This is a genomic window from Xanthomonas sp. DAR 80977 (genome assembly GCF_041240605.1).
Lineage (GTDB): Bacteria > Pseudomonadota > Gammaproteobacteria > Xanthomonadales > Xanthomonadaceae > Xanthomonas_A > Xanthomonas_A bundabergensis.
This window is the reverse complement of sequence record NZ_CP162487.1, coordinates 4,746,620-4,765,431: the sequence shown is the minus strand read 5'-3', so window position 1 is coordinate 4,765,431 and position 18,812 is coordinate 4,746,620. Positions and strand designations below refer to the sequence as shown.

The 18,812-nt window shown below is 60.7% G+C and carries 18 protein-coding genes; 15 read left to right on the top strand and 3 right to left on the bottom strand.

Annotated elements, in window-relative coordinates:
• The first annotated feature begins 71 nt into the window (after window positions 1-71).
• The 7 genes from AB3X10_RS20290 to AB3X10_RS20260 all read left to right on the top strand — a co-directional run bounded on the left by AB3X10_RS20290 (window position 72) and on the right by AB3X10_RS20260 (window position 8,451).
• Window positions 72-2,573, top strand: coding sequence for a DEAD/DEAH box helicase (locus tag AB3X10_RS20290; RefSeq protein ID WP_369977207.1), 2,502 nt, complete (start codon window positions 72-74; stop codon window positions 2,571-2,573).
• 464 nt (window positions 2,574-3,037) lie between these two features.
• Complete coding sequence (gene tcmP, locus AB3X10_RS20285) at window positions 3,038-3,859, top strand: three-Cys-motif partner protein TcmP (protein WP_369977206.1); 822 nt, start codon at window positions 3,038-3,040, stop codon at window positions 3,857-3,859.
• Between the two features lie 8 nt (window positions 3,860-3,867).
• On the top strand, window positions 3,868-4,617 hold the full coding sequence (locus AB3X10_RS20280; protein WP_369977205.1) for a DUF5131 family protein: 750 nt from the start codon (window positions 3,868-3,870) through the stop codon (window positions 4,615-4,617).
• A 443-nt stretch (window positions 4,618-5,060) separates the two neighbouring features.
• Window positions 5,061-5,660 carry an XAC0095 family protein gene (locus AB3X10_RS20275; protein ID WP_369977204.1) on the top strand — a complete coding sequence of 200 codons (600 nt, stop codon included), beginning with the start codon at window positions 5,061-5,063 and terminating at the stop codon, window positions 5,658-5,660.
• 177 nt (window positions 5,661-5,837) lie between these two features.
• Complete coding sequence (locus AB3X10_RS20270; protein WP_369977203.1) at window positions 5,838-5,993, top strand: SymE family type I addiction module toxin; 156 nt, start codon at window positions 5,838-5,840, stop codon at window positions 5,991-5,993.
• Between the two features lie 98 nt (window positions 5,994-6,091).
• Window positions 6,092-6,583, top strand: a complete 492-nt coding sequence (locus AB3X10_RS20265; RefSeq protein ID WP_369977202.1) for a hypothetical protein — start codon at window positions 6,092-6,094, stop codon at window positions 6,581-6,583.
• 29 nt (window positions 6,584-6,612) lie between these two features.
• Window positions 6,613-8,451: an XVIPCD domain-containing protein gene (locus AB3X10_RS20260; RefSeq protein WP_369977201.1), complete on the top strand. Its 1,839-nt coding sequence runs from the start codon at window positions 6,613-6,615 to the stop codon at window positions 8,449-8,451.
• Between the two features lie 6 nt (window positions 8,452-8,457).
• Here the strand turns inward: AB3X10_RS20260 and AB3X10_RS20255 are convergent, their stop codons facing one another.
• Entirely contained in the window at window positions 8,458-9,300 is an 843-nt protein-coding gene (locus AB3X10_RS20255) for a hypothetical protein (RefSeq protein WP_369977200.1), read from the bottom strand.
• A 143-nt stretch (window positions 9,301-9,443) separates the two neighbouring features.
• Here AB3X10_RS20255 and AB3X10_RS20250 point away from each other — a divergent pair, with 143 nt between their 5' ends.
• The 5 genes from AB3X10_RS20250 to AB3X10_RS20230 all read left to right on the top strand — a co-directional run bounded on the left by AB3X10_RS20250 (window position 9,444) and on the right by AB3X10_RS20230 (window position 13,454).
• The gene (locus AB3X10_RS20250) at window positions 9,444-9,638 is read left to right on the top strand and encodes a SymE family type I addiction module toxin (RefSeq protein ID WP_369977199.1); all 195 of its coding nucleotides are present in this window, start codon (window positions 9,444-9,446) and stop codon (window positions 9,636-9,638) included.
• Between the two features lie 105 nt (window positions 9,639-9,743).
• Window positions 9,744-10,385, top strand: a complete 642-nt coding sequence (locus AB3X10_RS20245) for a hypothetical protein (protein WP_369977198.1) — start codon at window positions 9,744-9,746, stop codon at window positions 10,383-10,385.
• A gap of 12 nt (window positions 10,386-10,397) precedes the next feature.
• Window positions 10,398-11,396 (top strand): XVIPCD domain-containing protein, encoded by a 999-nt coding sequence (locus AB3X10_RS20240; protein WP_369977197.1) that lies wholly within the window; start codon window positions 10,398-10,400, stop codon window positions 11,394-11,396.
• A 286-nt stretch (window positions 11,397-11,682) separates the two neighbouring features.
• Window positions 11,683-12,378 (top strand): hypothetical protein, encoded by a 696-nt coding sequence (locus AB3X10_RS20235; RefSeq protein ID WP_369977196.1) that lies wholly within the window; start codon window positions 11,683-11,685, stop codon window positions 12,376-12,378.
• A 284-nt stretch (window positions 12,379-12,662) separates the two neighbouring features.
• The gene (locus AB3X10_RS20230) at window positions 12,663-13,454 is read left to right on the top strand and encodes an SPFH domain-containing protein (RefSeq protein ID WP_369977195.1); all 792 of its coding nucleotides are present in this window, start codon (window positions 12,663-12,665) and stop codon (window positions 13,452-13,454) included.
• A 26-nt stretch (window positions 13,455-13,480) separates the two neighbouring features.
• Here AB3X10_RS20230 and AB3X10_RS20225 read toward each other — a convergent pair whose 3' ends face one another.
• Window positions 13,481-14,014, bottom strand: coding sequence for a hypothetical protein (locus AB3X10_RS20225; protein ID WP_369977194.1), 534 nt, complete (start codon window positions 14,012-14,014; stop codon window positions 13,481-13,483).
• Between the two features lie 113 nt (window positions 14,015-14,127).
• A complete protein-coding gene (locus AB3X10_RS20220) occupies window positions 14,128-15,333 on the bottom strand; it encodes a hypothetical protein (protein ID WP_369977193.1) in 1,206 nt (401 codons plus the stop codon).
• 481 nt (window positions 15,334-15,814) lie between these two features.
• On the opposite strand from AB3X10_RS20220, the gene AB3X10_RS20215 reads away from it, so the two are divergent.
• From AB3X10_RS20215 to AB3X10_RS20205, 3 genes are read left to right on the top strand one after another with little or no spacing between them, the layout of a single operon-like run.
• On the top strand, window positions 15,815-17,143 hold the full coding sequence (locus AB3X10_RS20215) for an SAM-dependent methyltransferase (protein ID WP_369977192.1): 1,329 nt from the start codon (window positions 15,815-15,817) through the stop codon (window positions 17,141-17,143).
• A gap of 42 nt (window positions 17,144-17,185) precedes the next feature.
• Complete coding sequence (locus tag AB3X10_RS20210) at window positions 17,186-18,100, top strand: hypothetical protein (protein WP_369977191.1); 915 nt, start codon at window positions 17,186-17,188, stop codon at window positions 18,098-18,100.
• Window positions 18,101-18,128: 28 nt separating this feature from the next.
• Complete coding sequence (locus tag AB3X10_RS20205; RefSeq protein ID WP_369977190.1) at window positions 18,129-18,785, top strand: hypothetical protein; 657 nt, start codon at window positions 18,129-18,131, stop codon at window positions 18,783-18,785.
• Window positions 18,786-18,812: the final 27 nt, after the last annotated feature.

Here is an 18,812-nt window from a genome sequence, read left to right as displayed (position 1 = left end):
CTAAGAAGCCCTAAGTCTTGAAACTTAGCGGCGCTCGGGTCATGCTATAGCTATCTAGGGAAGGAGGACGTATGGTCGATTTCACGAAGCTGGGAAAGTCGGGAGAAAAGAAAGCTCCGGCGAGCCTCGCGGAGACATTTTCACGGCTCGATAGACAAGTAACTCACGTCGAGTTACGGCCTTCTCAAATAAAAATTTTCGAAAAGCTAGACGGTACATCCAATCAGCGCGATGTGGTGGTCAAGTTAAATACCGGCGGAGGGAAAACTACTACTGGGCTGATATATCTATGGCACAAAATGCAGCAGGCCAGCGGCGAGCCGGGTGTCTATCTTGTTCCAACTGTCCAGCTTGCCGAGCAGGTAGTTGAGGAAGGTTTGAGGGTCGGAGTTAAAGTTTCTCCGTGGCTAGCTAAAGAAAGTTATCCTCCAGAAGAGGCTTTGGCTGGAAGAAGTCTCATAGTTTGCACCTATGATAAATTTTTCAATGGGAAATCCACTTTCGCTCGTCGCGACGTAAGGCTGACGCCATCGGCTATTGTTCTCGATGACGTCCACGCGGGTGTTGAGGCAGTTAGAAAATGCTTTACTGCGGATCTGGCTGCCGAGGCGCGGGCTGAATTAATAAGTTTATTGAACGCAGATATGGAAGCGTGTGATGCCTCTGCGTGGACCAGAATTCAGATGGATGATCCAATGGGGATTGTTGAGATTCCTTATTGGATATATACGGAAAAGCTTGAGACGATTCGGTCTATTGTAAATAGGTACTCAACTATTTCAGAGGTTGCATTCGCTTGGGAATATTTATCTCAATGCCTTGAGATTTGTCGCTTGGTCCTGTCTGGAACGGGGGCTACATTGACAGTTGACCCGGTTCCGCTTGAATACGTTCCACACTATACCGGAGCAAAAAATCGCCTGTTCATGTCTGCGTCAATTCAGGATGCCTCTGTTTTAGTGCGTGAACTTGGTTGCGACCCAGTGGCAGCTAAATCGCCGATCGATATTCCTGGAGAGGGCTCAGTGGGCGAGCGCATGGTACTAGTGCCCTCTCTGGTTAATCCTGAGTTCTCACGAGAACAGCTCGCAGAAGTCGTAAGGTCCTTTACTGCGCTAACAAACATTGTCATTCTCGTTCCGTCTTATCACGTGGCCAAATTTTGGCAGGGGCTGGGTGCGACGCTGCCCGACAAAAACAACGTTGGGACTGCTGTTAATAGATTGCGCGAGACATCAAAAGGAAATTTTTTTGTTTTTGTACAGCGTTACGATGGCATTGACTTGCCGGACTCCGCATGTCGTCTGCTTGTTATCGATGGACTGCCGTTTGGAGAGAGTCTGATCGATAGGGCTGATGGAGAATTGCAAGGCGGCGTAGTAGGGATGCGCGGAAAGATCTCGAACCGGGTGGAGCAGGGTTTGGGTCGCGCTGTCCGGTCGTCATCTGACTACTGCGCAGTGCTACTCGCTGGACGTGATCTGGCAAATTTCATCTCTAGACGTGTAGTTCTTGAAAGCTTTTCTCCATTGACAGTCCGCCAGATAGAAATTGGTCGAGAAGTCTCGGAGGATATATCGAAATCGGATAATCAGGTTTTCGGAATTATTGAAACGATTCGTCAGTCGCTAAATCGAGATATCGGGTGGCGCGATTATTACGCCCAGCAAATTTCAGAACCGGCCAGTAACATAAATGCTGTGGTTGAGTCTGCTGAGTCGAGACGTCTAGTGGCAGAGCTCGAGCGAGATGCGCTCAAATGTGCCCTGGCTAGAGAATACTCAGTGGCTGCACAGAAGGTTCAATTAGCAGCGAACATCGTGCGCAGTCAGCCGCTCGCCAGATCAGTTTTAAAACAATCGTCCGCTAAGTATCTTTATTTTGTAGAGAAAGTGGCGGCGATGCAGTTGCAGGCAGCTGCATTTTCGGAAAACTCTGGGCTTTCACGTCCGCCGATGCAGCCATCAAAGCTGGAGCGGAGAATTACCTCGCAGGCTGAAGCCATTGCAATCTGGATTAAAGATTTTAGTAACAAAAGTGGTGCTTTAGTCGAGCTTGATCAGCTTAGGGCTGCGCTTTCATTTGCGCGCCGTGCAAGCGAAGTGGAGCGCGTCATACACGAGCTGGGCGGTGCCATAGGCGCGGATTCGTCTCGTCCAGAAAGAGATCACAATCGCGGTCCGGATAATCTCTGGGTATTCGATAATGTGGCTTTTTCTATAGAAATGAAGAGCGAAAAAATTGGGTCTTTGTCTAAAGACGATGCTGCGCAGTTACATGTAAGTACGCAATGGGCTGAGGGTAACGTGCCGCCTGGGATCTCAGTTTATCCAATTGTTGGAACTAACGCGCCGCGAGCGGACTCTTCTGGTGATTTCTTACCTCAGACGCTTGTGCTGGCCGAGTCTGATTTCCTAGAGATTCTTGATCGCCTTAGATCACTAGTGATGGCGCTCCTTCAGCATGGGCCCTTATTTTCAGAGGATCCTGGCAACATCCAAGGGCAATTGGGACCGCATTCACTTCTTCCTGTGCAGCTGCTTCAGCTTGGGAAAAAGATTTCAAAGTTCTAGATAGGAGGAAATAGGGTAAGAGTGCAGTTCAGTTTCTGACGCTTTGACCTTCTTCGGTCTACCGGTACGTACCAAGGCGCCGCGCGCTGCTTCAGGCGCGGCTAGATAGCATCGCGGAACAGATAATTTCTGCGCGTGTCGGCACTAAATTTTGGGCGGATCACGATGGTATTGTACGGGTTGATGGCGGAGCGAATCGTTGTAAAGCAGCATCCTGACCCAAGTTTTCTCTTGTAAGGATGACCGATGCTTGTTGCCAGCGAAATCGAGCGAGTTCCCAAAAGGTCATCAGGTATCTAGCATCTGCGAGTAGGAAGTGGGCTTGGACCAGTTTTTTAGGACCGGCTGTCACCGACGGAAGCACGTGCAGCCGAGTGGCACTGCAGGAACTGCATAGTTGGTGCGTGCATGCCTAATTGTTGGCGGTTAGGATGCAGACGAGGATAGGAGCACTGGGGGGCTGCATGGAGTACGAAGCGGGCTCAGATGGATATCCGCAGGAAGTAGTGGGATCATGGGTCAAAGACAAACACGAACTCTTAAAAGGATATGTCCGCGCATCCCGGATGGCACGCGGCAAAATGCGTGGAGAGCCGTGTCTGCTGGATTTGTACTGCGGTCCCGGCCGTTCTCGGATCAGAGGTTCAGGAAGCACTGTGGTTCCTGGTGGCACCCTGGCTGCAATGGAAGCGTCAGTGGAGGGCCGCGGTGCGTACCCGTTCAGTCGGATCATCATTGGCGATGTATCGCCAGCGAACGTCGCCGCATGCAAGGCGCGGCTCGGAATGTTGTATTCCACACGCGTCGACGAACATATTGGGGCCGCGGAAGCGGTAGTCCAACGGATTGCATCTAAGTTGCCGCGGAAGGGCCTGCATCTGGCATACCTGGATCCGTACGCTCTGCACGCGTTGCCGTTCTCGGTGATCCAATCGCTGTCGCGGCTAGGGCGGGTTGATCTGATGATCCACTTCGCCTCGCTTGATATGACACGAAATTTGGTCAGTCGTGCGGACCTGTGGCCGAGCTTCGACAAAGTGGCGCCAGGCTGGCGGGATGTGTGTCTTGGAAGCCACGGCAAGAGCGTGATCCGCCAGCGATTTTTTGAGCATTGGGTGTCGCTGATACGTGGCGTTGGTTACCATGTGTCACCGCATGCGAAAGCCATCCGCAACACTGGTCAGCGCGAGATCTATCGGTTAGTGCTGGCCAGCAAACACCCATTGGGTGCGAACATTTGGAGCACCCTGCGCGGCGGCATGGTGCAGAACGATTTTGGTTTCTGAGGTGACCTATGGCGTCCGGCTCGCGAATTGAATGGACTGAGGCGACTTGGAACCCAATTATTGGGTGCACCAAGGTGTCTGCCGGATGCAAGCACTGCTATGCAGAGGTTATGGCTCGGCGCCTACAGGCGATGGGCGTGCCTGGCTACGAGCACGGGTTCAAAAAAATCCGGCTTCGGACGGAGAAGCTGTCCGAGCCGCTGGAGCGGAAGAAGCCCACGATCTACTTCGTAAACTCGATGAGCGACCTTTTCCACCCGAAAGTGCCGGATGCCTTCATCGACCAGGTGTTCACCAAGATGTCCGCCGCTGACTGGCATACGTTCCAGGTGCTGACCAAGCGGCCGGAGCGCATGGCAGAGTACTTGCAGGGCAAGGTATTGCCTGCGCACATTTGGTTGGGCACGTCGGTCGAGAATCGCCGCCATGGTGTACCGCGTATCGATCATCTGCGCAATGTCCCTGCGTTGACGCGGTTCCTGTCGGCCGAGCCGCTGCTGGAAGATCTGGGAGAGTTGGACCTGACGGGCATCGCATGGGTCATTGTTGGAGGTGAGTCGGGTCATGGCGCTAGGCCAATGCGGCTGGAATGGGCGCGGAACATCCGCGAGCAGTGCAGGGCGGCGGGCGTCAGCTTCTTCTTCAAGCAGTGGGGTGCTCATGGTGCCGACGGCGTGCGACGGTCGAAGAAGGCCAACGGTCGCGAGCTGGACGGTCGTCGCTGGGACCAGATGCCAGCCAGCGCGCTGGCCATGTAAGTGAACTGGGGTCAGAGTGCACTTTCTCTTATGTTGTCAGTTTGACCTCCGTGGACTTAGTTGCGCAGTCAGCCCGGCGCGGTAACCATCTGGTCCGTAATGGGACCGACGAATATTAGGTAGCCACTGACGCCGCTAGAGCGAGTCAAATTTTTGATGAAGGATTCTACAAATCGCTATTGACAGGCCGCGCATCACGGTAGCACTCTTTGCATCAAGGAGCGTCGAAACTCCTCTAGTAGCGGTACCCACCTCCGACAAACCGGTGGGTTTTTTGTGCCCGATGCTCGGGCGCAAGCCGACGCGATGCCTGCGTCGGGAGGGCGGCTAATACAACACCCTTCGGGGAAATACGCCCGCCGGCTACTAGCGGTTTCGAACCTCCCGACTTCCCGTCCGCCCTGCGTGGCGGGCGGACCCCTTCATGGAACGAGGAGGCAACGATGTCGTACGACCGGTTGGACGATGAAGACATGCCCGGCTATTTCCTGCCGGAGGAGAGCCAGTTCCGGCTGGCGAAGCTGCGCGATCACGTGAGGTTCCTGGTCCGGCTGGCGCAGCCGCGCACGCCGGACGAGGAGCGTGCCGCCGAGCCTAAAGTGCGCATGGGCGAGCTGGCGGTCTGTCTGGAGCTGTTGGCCGACCAGGTGGAACTGGTGCTGGACGCGCTGTCCTATCCTGCGCAGCGGACCGACACGACGCGCGACGCCCGGCCCGCTGCCACCGTCGCCGTGGCGCCGGACATGGGCGGCGGCGCCTTCCGCGTCACGCTGGCGCAACTCGACCAGCTCACCCTGCTGGCCGAGACCGTCTCGGCCCATGCCCGTGCGGTGGCAGCCGGCGATGCAACCGCGCGTGCCGGCCAGGCATTCCCAGAGGTGGGCGACACGCTCTGCGAGGCAGCGAACGCGATGCGGGCGCTGCTGCTGCAGATCGAGCGCCAGCCGCTGCACGAACCCACGTCCAACGGCGTGCGCGAGGAGCGGGCGGTCTATGCGGTGGAGTGGGGCGCGCTGCCTGCGGGAGGCGGGCGGCTGCATTGATCGCGGCATGGGTGGGATGCGGCAGGGATGCGTCGCCGGAGCGGGCTGGCCTCGTGGTGCGGGGCCGGCCCTGGGATGCAGCGAGCGTCAGTGCGCGAGCAAAGGGAGTGAGGCGCCTGAGGGCATAAGCGGCGCTCAGGCGGCCACTCAGCCCATCATTGCGCCCCCGGCTATGCCGTGTTGCACCGCCACACCGACGGCCGCCGTGTCCCGGTCCTGCGCCTGAGCGGCCTGTGGTTGGAGCGACTGGGCTTAGCCATCGGCCGTAAGGTTCAGATCACCTGCCGAAACGGCAGATTGGTGATGGAGCTTGCAAATCCGGATCGCGATTGACGTGGACGCGCGGCAGGTGGGTGAGCTACTTTCCGCACAGCGGAACCTCCAGCACATCGGCGCGTGGCCAGTGTCCCGTTAACGCAAGGAGAGCATGCATGAAAACCAAGTTCTTTCAGTATCTCTTCTTGACCCTGACTCTGACGACAGGGTGTGCTTCCGTGTCGGCTGGCGGTGAAGACGCCGCGTCAGCGGGTGTCTCTCTATGTGAACAATCACGTGGCTGGGGGAGCAGTACATCGTCGCCAGCAAGCCAGGTTGCTCCCCAGGTGGTCGAGGACAGCAGCGGGCGTTCCTACCATTTCGATCTTGACGGGCGTGGCGGTGGAATCCGGTCCTTGGACGCCACATGTGGCTGGGGCAGCTACGCCGAGTGCGACATCAAGGTGCTTCAAGCTGACGGGACGACGTATCAGTTCTCGGAGCTCTCAACGTTCGGTCTGTGGGAATCGCGGGGTAGCCTCTATCTTCTCTATCGCATCGTTGCCCCTAAAGACGACGCGGCCGCTAGCAAGCGCCGGGTGGTGAAGGTGAGTAATCCCCCGCAGGAAGTGTGCAATGAGATAGGGGATTACTCGAACATCATGTAGCGGTGGTTCTTTGATACGGAGATCATTCTATGCCTATTGCCTATCGTGAGCTCACCCAAGAGCAGTACAACACGTTGACCGGCGATTTGATAAAGCTCACTGAAAGCCTGCATGAAAGGTCGCAGGACGTAAGGGATGGACGGGCCACCATCGGATATGGATATACCTTCAACCGTTCCAACAACACCGAGCTATGGCGCAATTCGGGAATTGCGCTTACGGATGCACAGTGGCGCCAGCTCGGGGCCATCGATGCCGCTGCTCCTGGCGACCGCACAAGACTAGGGTTGCAATTCGACAGGACGCTCAATGCCGCCGAGGGGGACAGTCTGCTTTCAGCATCAATGCCGGAGTATGAGCGGCCGATCGCTGGCCTGAATATGCCGATGTCACAGGAGCGCGCTGCGTTGGTGTCGTTGGTCTACAACCGTGGTGCCGGATCCTACGCCAACAACATGCAGCCGTTCCGGGATGCCATCACCTCGGGAGATCGCGCCGAGGCATGGTACGAAATGCGATACAACGCGTGGGGCAGCAATGCGACTGCCGAAGCGGGCCTGCGCAAGCGCCGCGTGATGGAGGCGGAACTGTTCGGTCTCTACAACGATCCGAACAACGTGACAGCCGAAGAGGCGTTGTCGACGTACCGCATGTACCAACAGCACCGGGATCGCATCAATCGGGACGAGACACGCTGGGGCGTCGATGTGGATGGAAATCCTGGCCAGCGCAATCTCATCTCAGAAGCGAACCGCGACTACGCTACCTTGCTGGCTGGTCGAGGCCAAGTGCAGACACTGGCGCAATCTTTGGAGCCTGCCCGCACACGATTGCTGTCTGATCTGCGCGAGCAACATCCGGAAATCTCCGATCGTCTGACCGATGCTGCCTTCAATGCGGGTTCGATCTATGTCGATGCTGGTCGGGATTCGGCGCGTGTGGCGGTGGACGCCAATCATGCCGCGACATTGGATGCAACGCGGACCCGTAATGGAAATGAGGTTGCAAATAACGATCTGCTGCTGGGGCAGGGCGGGAATGACACGCTGATCGGAGGTCGAGGGGATGATGTTCTGATCGGTGGAGAAGGTCGCGACGTACTACGTGGCGGTGCCGGTAGCGACACCTATGTCGTTGGTGATGGTGATGTAGTCCAAGATGCCGATCGCAATGGGCAAATCTTCTGGAGTGGCCAACGGCTGACGGGCGGCACGCGACAAGCAGAAGATCCAGAAGGTGTGTTTCGAAGTGCGGATGGCCAGCACACCTACCGGTTACAAGGTGCCGACCTGTTGATTGGCAACGGGCAGGGTCAAACCGTGACAGTCAAGGACTATCACCCTGGTAGTCTCGGCATCGAATTGGGTGAGGCGCGTGTACGGAGCGATAGCGGCGCGACGGATCTCAACTTGAACCAGCAGCAGGATCCGCCTGATCGCGTGGGACCCGACAACCCGGCGCATCCCAATCACGCCATGCTGTTGCAGATAAGAGATGGCGTTCAACGGCTTGGCAACCAAACCGGGGTGCCATTCGATGAGAGCAGCGAACGTCTATGCAGAGGTCTTTTGGCGGCATGCAAGGACAACCGGGATCAGTATCCTGATGTCGGTGGCTATTCGATGTCAGGCAATGCCCTGACACGCGTGGATCATGTGGTTGCTGGACCCGAACGCATCTTTGCCGTGCAGGGGGCGCTCAATGATCCTGCACAACTGCGTGCGCATGTTCCGGTACAGGAGGCCATGCAAACGCCTATTGGACAGTCCGATGCCAAGCTTGCAGTGGCAAATCAGGCGATCTCCCAGGAATTGGCATTGACTCAGCAGCTAGAGCAGTCACGAAGCCAGGGTCAATCCATCGGATAGTTGCTGCTACTCTGCGGCTTCTTGTTGCCTATTTTTTGCCAAGGCTTTACGGCACAAGCCGATGTTGGTTCTCGCCGCGCGCACGATCGCCAGTTGGCGATCCGCCAGCGTCGGCGTCCATCCTTCCACCGCTGCGTCGTCGTCCTTGCCGGCGTCCTCGGCATACTTGTCGAGCGTGGCCAGACATTGCGCATACAGCCCGTTCTTGTACTGGGTGATGGCCAGGTCGTTGCGAATGGCGCCTTCTTCTTCCCATTCCAGCGTCGGCAAGCAATTCGTCAGTGTGGGGGACAAGGTGGTGATCGCCGCCTTGTAGTTCTTGCCGTCATAGAAGCGCTTGAATGCAGTCCGTGTGCGATCCAGATCGTCCCGGCCGCAGCCTTCCTTCACCCGCAGGTAGGGCGCTTCGAAATCGCCGTTGTAGCCGCAGAATGCCTTGCACTCGGCGGGTGTCGCCGCGGTCACGTCAATGCCTTGCTGGGTGCTGGTGAACTTCACGCTGCAGGCGGATTGGCCGTTGTCGCCGTTGGCGACGCCCCGATAGCTGTCGATCGCTCCATCCAGCGCACATACGTCTTCCCCGGTGGTGCTTTCCAAGGAAAACGTTAACGCCCCGTTCTGTTCCTTGAGCAGCAGGCGCCCCCACCCCTTTTCTGTGACGTACTCGCCCGGTTGTAGAGCGTTGCCGGCTGCGGCTTGCGCTGCGGCCACCGACAGCCGCCCGCTGCTGGGGGCATGGTTGGGCGCGGGGGACGGCGGCTGCGCCGAACATGCTGTCGTGGAGAGCGCCGCGATTGCCGCGCAGGCTAGCCATGTGGTCTTCAGTGGAGGTGTTTTCGCCATGTCCATTCGTCGATCATGTCATCCCTGCGGCTCTTTAGCTTGCTATCCGATCTTGCGTCAAGTCGGAACGCTGCTGCCGCACTGTTAGACGCCGCTCTCGATGCCGCGATCCGCCGCTGCCGTCAACGCGTCCCGCGCCAGCCTATCCAGTGCACTGGCGGTGTCGATCACTATTCCGGCGAACAGCGTTACACCGGCGACCACCGGTCCTGGTCCTGCGCCTGCGTGGCCTGTGGCTGGAGCGACTGGGCTTCGTCAGTGGCAGCAAGGTGCGGACCACCGTGCGTGCTGGGGAGGTGGCGGTGTCGGTGGTGGAGGGCGATGCCATCAGCACGCGGATCTAGCCCGCGAAAGGCGGAGAGATTGTCGCTACCATGGCAGCGGGCGGCCTTGGCAACATGATCCAATTGCTCTTGGTTGCGACATCGATACCATCTGGAGGGTTACGCGTGCCCATCGTAAAGGACCGAGTGCGTCTTTCCCTGTTGGCGCTGCTGATCGGCTTGATCGCCGGATGCGGCGGGCCGCCACAGCCCGCAAGCAAGCCCATCGCAAAGGAGCGGAGTGATATGCGAACTGTCGTGCCGTTGGTGCGTGATTTGGTCCCGCACGATGCGGGGCCCATTGAACTGGAGTTCGACTTGCCCGCACAGGCCGATGACGCGGAACCACCGATCTTCATCGGCGTGCTACTCACAGGCCATGATTCGAGTGAGGTGGCAGATGCCGGCGACCGGCTGGTGCGTGCCGATGTGGGCGCGGTGGTGCAGCTGGAGCGCGTTCAGTCATCTGGCTCCGCCAAGGTGGGATTGGAGCGGAGCCAACGCGTTGGCAGGGGCGAGGAGGTGCCCGTTGCCGTAGCTGCCGATGGCGTTGCGCCAGGCCTGTTCGCGTTCGATGCAGATCCGATAGCGATGCAGGAAGCGGGCCTGTCTTCGGCGGACACGGTATCCAAGGAGTTCGCATTCGCTTACAGCCCATCACTCCCAGCGGGTCGCTATCGGCTCAGCTTGCGGATTGATCGACATCGCGAAGCGCTGATCGATGTGAACGCACAGCTCCTGATTGCCTACACCCGGAAAGCAAAGTAAGGGCCGCACGCCATGGACGATCATGACAAGCGCTATACGCTCACCGTCTATGTGGCCGCACCAGGCACGCCTCTGCTGCTCTCCAGAGGGACGTCCGCCGCAGGACACGTCTACTACGCGATCAATGATGGCACGGTATCAAACAGCTATGGCTTCGCTCCGGCGAAGCATGGTGAATCGAGTGGGCCAGGAAAAGTCTTTGATAGTGATGCCAAGGACTACAAGGATCCCTACTACTCGCGCACGATGGAAATCGACAAGGCGCAGTACGAGAAGCTGAAGGAGTTCGGCACGGCTCCAAACAAGTATGGCTTCAGCATGGAGTATGGCGGCGCCACGAACAGCTGCATCGACTTCACATGGGGTGCGCTCAATCATGCCGGGTTGCATCGTAAGAGCATTCTCGGCATCGGCGACAAAACCTTTGAAGGCGAGCTCAAGCCGCTGCAGAACGTGGATGACATCAAGAGCATTCCTGCGCCGATACCCGGCAGCGACTTGAACAAGGAACACCACAACGCGATGCCGGAGCGCACCCTGCTGCAAAAGGTGATCAGTTCCACGGATCTGCCTGGAGGGCGAGCAATTCCGGACGCCGGCGTTGCGGGTGCAGCACAAGAAACAGCACGGGATCCACTACACGTACAGGCAGAAGCAGCTGTACTGAAGCTGGAGCAGGGCCTTGGCCGCGACTACGACGCCAACAGCGCCAAGCTTGCCGCGAGCGCCGCGTGTCTGGCAAAGGAGAATGGCCTGTCGCGGATCGACCATGTGGCGCTGAGCGAAGACTCGCGCAATGTACGCGCGGGCGAAAACCTGTTCGTCGTCCAGGGCGCGTTGAACGATCCCGCGCATCTGCGCGCGCACATGCCGACCGAGGATGCGTTGAGCAAGCCTGTGGAGCAATCGCTGGCGCAGTTGCAGTCGTTGAACGACATGCAGGGCCAGCGTCAGGCCCAGGATGCAGAGCAGCTCGATCAGACGCAAGCCAAGCCTCAACGGATGGGCTAAACGTCGTTGGAGGGTGCAAGGCGCGGCGGCCGCGGTTTGCAGCAGCACGACTGAGGTCAGTTTGTTCGGCCCATGGGAGTCGCGGAGCAACCTCTATCTTTTGTACCGCATTGTCGAGCCCGAAGACGACATGGCGGCCAGCAAGTGTTGTGTGGTGAAGGTGAGAAATCCTTCGCTGGAAGTCTGCAATGAGATCGGGGATCACTCGAAGCTCATGTAGTTGCGCTTCTTTGGTACTGAGATCAAGCATGCCGATATCATTGGTGCCATGCAAAGGAGGGAGTAGATGGACGCAGTCATTCAGTACTTGCTGTCGGCCGGTGGACTCAAAGTGGCAGTGCCACTGGTCGTGATGGGGTTCGCCGTCATATCGGTAAGAGGCGGCTTTGGTCTGCATCGCTCGTACAGCGCAAATCGGAAGGAATTCCTAGATATATTCCAGGAGTGGGAGAAACGCGGAGATCTTTGGTTGTCGGTCAGCATTCGTCATTGCTTTGGCAAGTACCTGCCGCCCTGTTTGATTCGACGACTCATGGATAGCTCGGATCCTGCGAGTGCCTTGTTGGAGGTCTCCAATGGATGGGGTGCCTTCGTATTCGATCCAAACGCATCGATATTGCGGTGGCGTAACCCACGCAACAGCAGCTCGGGGACCAGGAAGTGGAAGCGACGCTGGTACTTGCTTGGCTACTTCGGGCTTGCCTGTACTGCGATGCTGATCGCCTATGGAGCGGTGCGGCTCGATTTGACAGACGTACAGACGTTCATCGCTTGGACGTACGCCGCGCTAGCTGCGTTCGGTGCAGTCTTCTGCTTAGTTGAAGGTGATCATCTTAAGGATGCCGGCGTGGCTGCAGAGCGGTGGCTGGGGATGGGGGAAATCGCATCGTCTTCGCTCTTTTGCCCAGAGACGCGGGAAAATACCATGCGTCAAGCGCTTGTCGATTCCAAAGGCGAGAATTCTGCTGCGATTCGGGGGTAAGCGTCGCGATTTCGGGCGGAAGTCACGCGGTTCTGCAGATTGCTGGCTTTTGGATGCGAGGCGCGTTTGCAATGCGGCCAGCGCCAAATCCCCCATTTGCGATCACGATGCCTAGGTGGCGCTGCATGTCGTCGTATCGGGCTGGGCATCTTGCTGGCTGCGTAGATGTTGGAGCCTTAGGGCGGCGTGCTCTTCTTAGGCAAGCCTGCTGCCTTGCCCGCCGCAATCGGCTAGGATTTGCGCACAGTGGACGGCGAGGGGCGCCGGCCGAACAGGGGACATCGATGAAACACCTTCCGCTGGCCGCCGCGATGGCGAGCCTGCTCTGCGCGTGTACCGTGGTCTCGCCCGATCCGGGGCAGCAGGCCGTGCTGGTGGACAAGCCCATTTTCCTGGGCAAGGGCGGCATCCGCCTGGACGATGTGCGCGAGCCCGGCCGCACCTATGCCTGGTGGACCACCTCGGCGGTGTACGTGGATGTCACGCCGCAGACCGTGCAGGTGGCGTTCGACGATTTCTCGTCCAGCGACAACATTCTGTTGGATTTCTCCACCCAGATCCAATACCGGATCACCGCGCCGGCCTTGCTGTTGTCGGGTTTCGGGCAGGACTGGTTCAAGAACAACGTGGCCAGCCAGTACGCGGCGATCGTGCGCGACCAGGTGAAGCGCTACGACATGACGCGGATGATGAGCGACCCGGACACCGCGCGGAAGATCGACGATGCGGTCACCGAGAGCGTGCGCGCGCTGGTCAAGGAGCAGGGCCTGCCGATCCAGATCCAGAACATCACCCTTGGCCGTGCGCGTCCCAATGCGGACGTGCTGCAGCAGATGAACCTCACCGCCGCGCAGCAGCAGCGGGTCAAGACGCTGGTCGAGGCCACCACCGCCGAGCGCCAGCGCGAGCAGGAACAGGTCGCCAAGGCCGATGCTGACAACGCGTACCGCAACCGCATGGGCCTGACCCCGGAACAATACCTGGCCAGCCAGATCGCCGAGATCAACGCCGAGGCCTGCGCCAAGGCGCAGGCGTGCTACATGGTGCCGTCCGGGACCTCGGTCATCGCCAAGTAGAGCGCTTCCACGCCGAAACGGGAGCGCTATCGCTGCGCAGGCTGTCGCTGCGGCACGGCAGGCGCCTCTTCCTCGATCCGCACCGGCACGCCGAGCGCTTGTGTCAGTTCGGCCTCTTTCGCCTTGCCGCCAATGGCGTCCGGGGCGATCGCGATGACGATCGCGCCGGTGCGTTCGTCCACGTAGCGGCCGTGCGCGGTCGGCAGCGCCGCCGCGATCCTGGCGGTGCTGTCGGCCAGGATCCGGTTCAAGTCCGCCAAGGCGTGCGGGGCGCCAGGCTCGAACACGACCTGCACGGTGCCGCCTGCCACCGTGTGCCGTTCCGGCGGCACGGGCGTGGTCCCCGTCAACCGCACCACGATGCGGCGCTGCTCTCGCTCGTAGTAGAGGCCTGCCAGGCGCTCGGCGTAGCGCTTGCGCAACTGCTCCACGAGCGGGCCGGTGTCCGGCTCGGCCGCGTCGGCCGGTGCGGCCACCTTGGCGGGGTCCGCGGGCGCGCTCGCCGGGCCGTCGGTGGGGCCGTTGCTCTTGCCGCATCCAGCCGCGCCCAGACACATCATCAGTGCAATTCCCGAACGTCGCATTGTGCTTCCCATGTTCGACGGAAGATCGGCCGTTCATGGACCGGCCGATCTCGTGCGCACGCTGCGCGGCAGCATGCTGCGCCCAGGTGTTACGGATAGAGCAGGTTGAGGCCCATGCTGTCATAGGCCCAATCGGTGCTGGTGTAGTAGCACGGGCTGCCGCCCGCCGTGGGCCCGGCGAAGTGGATGCCGGCGGCGAGCGTGGTTCCCGTGAACCACGGCCCGCCGCTGTCGCCGCCGACGCAGAACAGCGACGTGCCGGCGACGCGCACGTACACCGCGTTGCAGGCGACGTTGTTGTTGGGGCCGCAGATGTTGCCGGGATTGGCGACCGTGGACTGCACGCTGCCGCAGTTGTAGCCGCCGTTGCGCCCGTAGTGGCAGTGCACGGCGCCGGTGGTGGTGGCCGCGCGCGTGCGCCGTCCCGTGGCCGCACGCCAGGCGTCGGCGTAGAAGTAGCCGCCGAAGGCGACGGCGGTATTGCCCAGGCGCAGCAGGTCCGCATTCGCGTTGGCCAGCAATGCCACTTCATTCAGCGTGTGCGATGCGCCGTCGATACCCGAGTAGGTCTGCGCCGCGCCGGTATCGCAGTGTCCCGCGGTCAATACGCCGTTCTGGTTGCTGGCCGCATGGTAGACCGCGAATCCCGTGGTGCACAGCGATGAAATGCTGCCGCTGCCGTACACGGCCTGCGTCGCCGCGCGCGGCGCGGCGCCGATGCGTACCGGCACGCCGGCGAGCTGTTCGGTGCGCGCCGTCAATCCGGCCAGGTTCCTGGTGCCCGGATCCACTTCGATGACGATCGTGCCGCTGCGCTCGTCCACGTAGCCGGCATGAATGCCCGGCGCGCTCTCGTGCAGGCCCGCGGCGAGTACCCGCTGCAGGCCGTTGGCCAATTGCGCGACGGTATGCGCGGCACCGGGTTCGAAGGCGATTTCGAGCGTATCGGTGCCGAAGGTACGGAACTGGGTGCGAACCGCCTGGCTGCCGGTCAGGCGTACCACCAGCCGATCGATCGGATCGTGCTCGATGTACATGCCTGCGAGCCGGTCGGCGTACTGCGCGCGCAGCGTTTCCGCCAGGTCGGCGGCATGCGCCTGCACGTTCATGATGCTGCGTGCGCGCTGCGGGTCGACATCCAGCGCGGCCGCGATGGCGGGCAGATCGTGGTCGAGCGCCTGTGCGCGTGTCAGCGCATCGCTCGGCATCGCCTGCGGCGTTGCCGCCTGGGCCGTGCCGGCCGCCAGCATCGCCAGGGCTGCGGCCAGGGCGAGGTTGCATCCATGGGCCTTCATCGCCTTCGTCGTTTTCGCCGCTAGCCGCGCGCATACCCATTCGAGGTTCATCGTCGCTCTCCTGTGGATGGACGGTCACGGGACGCCGCGACCGACCCGACTGTAGGAAGCACGACGTCCACGTTTCTGTGATGGAGCGGAGGGTCTGGCCAGGGGGGCGAAGCTTGTCTACGGCAGGTGCCGTGGCACGGAATGCACCTCACGCCGACAGTGGCGTGGTGCCGGAAAACAGGAAGCGCCTGTCTGCATTTTCTTGCATGGCGGCAAAGCACGCACTGCACCGAAGTTTCTGGCATGGGAAAAGGGCGACAGCCGCTATCGGAATGGAGTCCTAGGAAAATCGGAACGGTCATGAAAAGTGAAAAATTTCCTGCTTGATTGGCCTCGAGATGTCTACAAACTATCCAGCGGATCGGCGTAGCGTTCCTAGCTCTCTCTGAAGCTTGGGGCGGCCTTTATGTCAGGTAGCGAACAGGGTGCTGTGGACGAGAAAGCGGGCCGGCTGGTCGTCATCGGTTCGGGGATCAAGGCGGTGTCGCACTTCACGCTGGAGGCGCAGGCGCACATCCAGCAGGCGGACATCGTGCTGTACGCGGCCGCCGATCCGGTCACCGACATGTGGATCGAGGCGCAGAACCCCAATGCCTTCGACCTCTACGAGTACTACGCCGACGACAAGGCGCGGATCATCACCTACGTGCAGATGATCGAGCGGATCATGGCCGAGGTGCGCGCGGGAAAATACGTCTGCGCGCTGTTCTACGGCCATCCCGGCGTCTTCGTGACGCCGTCGCACAACGCGATCGCGATCGCACGCGGGGAAGGCTACGACGCGGTGATGCTGCCGGCAGTGTCGGCCGAGGACTGCCTCTACGCCGACCTGGGCGTGGACCCGAGCGTTCCGGGGATGCAGATCTACGAAGCGACGGATTTCCTGCTGCGCCGGCGCAAGATCGACACCACCGCCAACTTCGTGCTGTGGCAGGTCGGCTGCATCGGCGATCTCGGGTTCAAGTTCGGCGGCTACAAGAACGACAAGTTCGATGTGCTGCTCGATTATCTCGAGGAGATCTACGGCGCCGAGCATCCGGCGATCAATTATGTCGCCAACATGTTCTCCGGCCCGCCGCAGATCGACCGCCACGTGATCGGCGACTACCGCGACGCCGAAGTGAAGGCGAAGGTGTCCGGCATTTCGACTTTCTTCATCCCGGCCAAGGACGCGATCCAGTCCGATCCGGAGATGCTGGTCAAGCTCGGCCTGGCCAAGATCAGCGAGGCGCGGCGCACGCCGCTGATCTGCGACCGCGACGACTATCCGGTGCTGGCCGAGATCGCGCATCGCAACATCCACAATCACAAGGTGCCGCCCGGCTACAAGTACAGCTTCGCCTCGGAGGCGCTGTACCAGACACTGCTCACGCTCGCGCTGGATCAGCGCGCCCAGGGCGAGTTCCGGCGCAATCCCAGGGCCTACCTGGATGCGCGCGAAGGCCTGACCGCCGAGCAGCGGCGTTCGCTGCTGCTGCAGCACACCGGCGTGACCCGGATGATGTTCAAGCGCGACCCGGACAAGGAAGCGGTGCGCTTCGTCGGCGCCGCCCTGCTCGATCCGGCACTGGCCCGGGAGTACCGCGATCGCCAGGCCGCGACCGCGCAGGCCGTCGCCGACCGCGAGATCCCGATCGGCGAGTACGAGGGCCTGCTCGCCGCCTGGCTGCGGCAGCGCGGCTACGCGGCGACGCCTTCCGCCGTGACCCGGGCCATGGCCGAGGTCCACACCAGCAAGGACAGCCTGATCGAGGCCTGATCCTCCATCGCGAATCCCTCCGCAGGAAAAAAGGACAAGACAATGGCGACCTTCGATCCGTCCGGAACCTACATGACCAGCTGGCTGCAACCGGACGGGAAAACCTATATCCCCGGCCCGGTGGTGATCGACGCCAGCAACCAGTCGATCACGGTCAACGGTGCCGCGATCAATTCCCCGGCGTTCACCGCGACCGGGGTGAGCTGGTCCGCGTCGGGCAACAACGCGACCTCGGCGCAACTCACGTTCTACCAGAATGCCGGCGTCAACGGCTTCGTCGGCCTGTTCGCGCAGGGCAGCGACCCGCTGCCGGCGGCCAACAACCTGTTCGGCAATGCCGGCACCGCGACCCAGCAGCTGTCCACCTGGAACGGGACCTACAACCTGTTCAGCCTGACCAGCGACGGCAAGAGCACGCCGCTCAGCGACAAGCTGGTGATCAGTGCCCCGCAGGTCACCTACGCCGGCGCGACCATCAAGCAGCCGGTCTACACCGGCGAGAAAGGCCCGAAGGGCGAGATCGACCAGCTCGCCTGGTCCAGCCAGAACGGCAATGCGCAGAACGCGATCATCCAGTTCTCCAATTCGCAGGCGCCGACGCTGACGCTGTACGGCGAGCTGTGGAGCAGCGGTGCGCAGCCGACCTACGTCAATCTTTCGGGCACCACCAAGTCCAGTTCCAATCCGCCGAACATCACCGTGGTCGCCGCGCTGATCAGCAACACGACGACCGAGGTGACCACCGAGGTGACGACGGAAGTCACCACCGAAGTCACGACGGAGGTCACCACCGAAGTGACCACCGAGGTCATGACCGAGGTGGCGGTCGCGGTGGTCGAAGTGCTGGCGGAGGAAGACGACAATCCCTCGCTCGGCACCGCCAAGGCCTCGCGCCCCAAGGACGATTCGGTGGCGGCGGAAAGCCTGCTCACCAAGGCCCTGGCGCTGGCGGGCTAGGCCGCCAGCCAATTGGTGCGAGCGCGGCATGGCAGCCCAGATCATCGAATCCGGTGCGTCCCCGATCCGTTCCCGCAGCGAGGCGACGGTGGAGGTGGCGGGGCACGCCCTGCCGCTGTCGTCGATCTTCGCCTACGACACCGCGCGCTGGGACCTGCGCGCGATCGTGGCCGAGTTCTTCGGCACCGACGCGCTGGAGACCCTGCACCTGGATCCGCGCTGGAATCCACAGGAGGCGGGCCTGCCGTTGCCGCACCACTTCGTCACCCGCAACAGCTGGGATGTCAGCAAGGCCTTGCGCGAGGCGGTGATCCAGCGCTCGATGGCGCTGATCCAGTCGCTGGTGTTCGAGCACGTCGCCGGTTTCGTCGGCCCGATCCGCAGCCTGCAGCCGGAGGCGATGATGCGGGTCAACTTCCACGGCTCGCGCGCGATCCTGCGCTTCCACCGCGACGAGGAATACGGGCAGCGGCCGAATCTGGTCAACATCTGGCTGCCGGTGACCCGCACCCACGGCAGCAATTCGATGTACGTGGAATCGGCGCCGGGCCTGAGCGACTTCAAGCCGGTCGAGCTCGCCTATGGCGAAGGCTTCATGTTCTACGGGACGGAGATGGTGCACGGCACGCTGGACAATCTGAGCGGCGGCACACGGATCTCCTACGACTTCCGCTTCTCGTTGTAGGTGGTTGCCGGCGTCGCTGGAACGCAG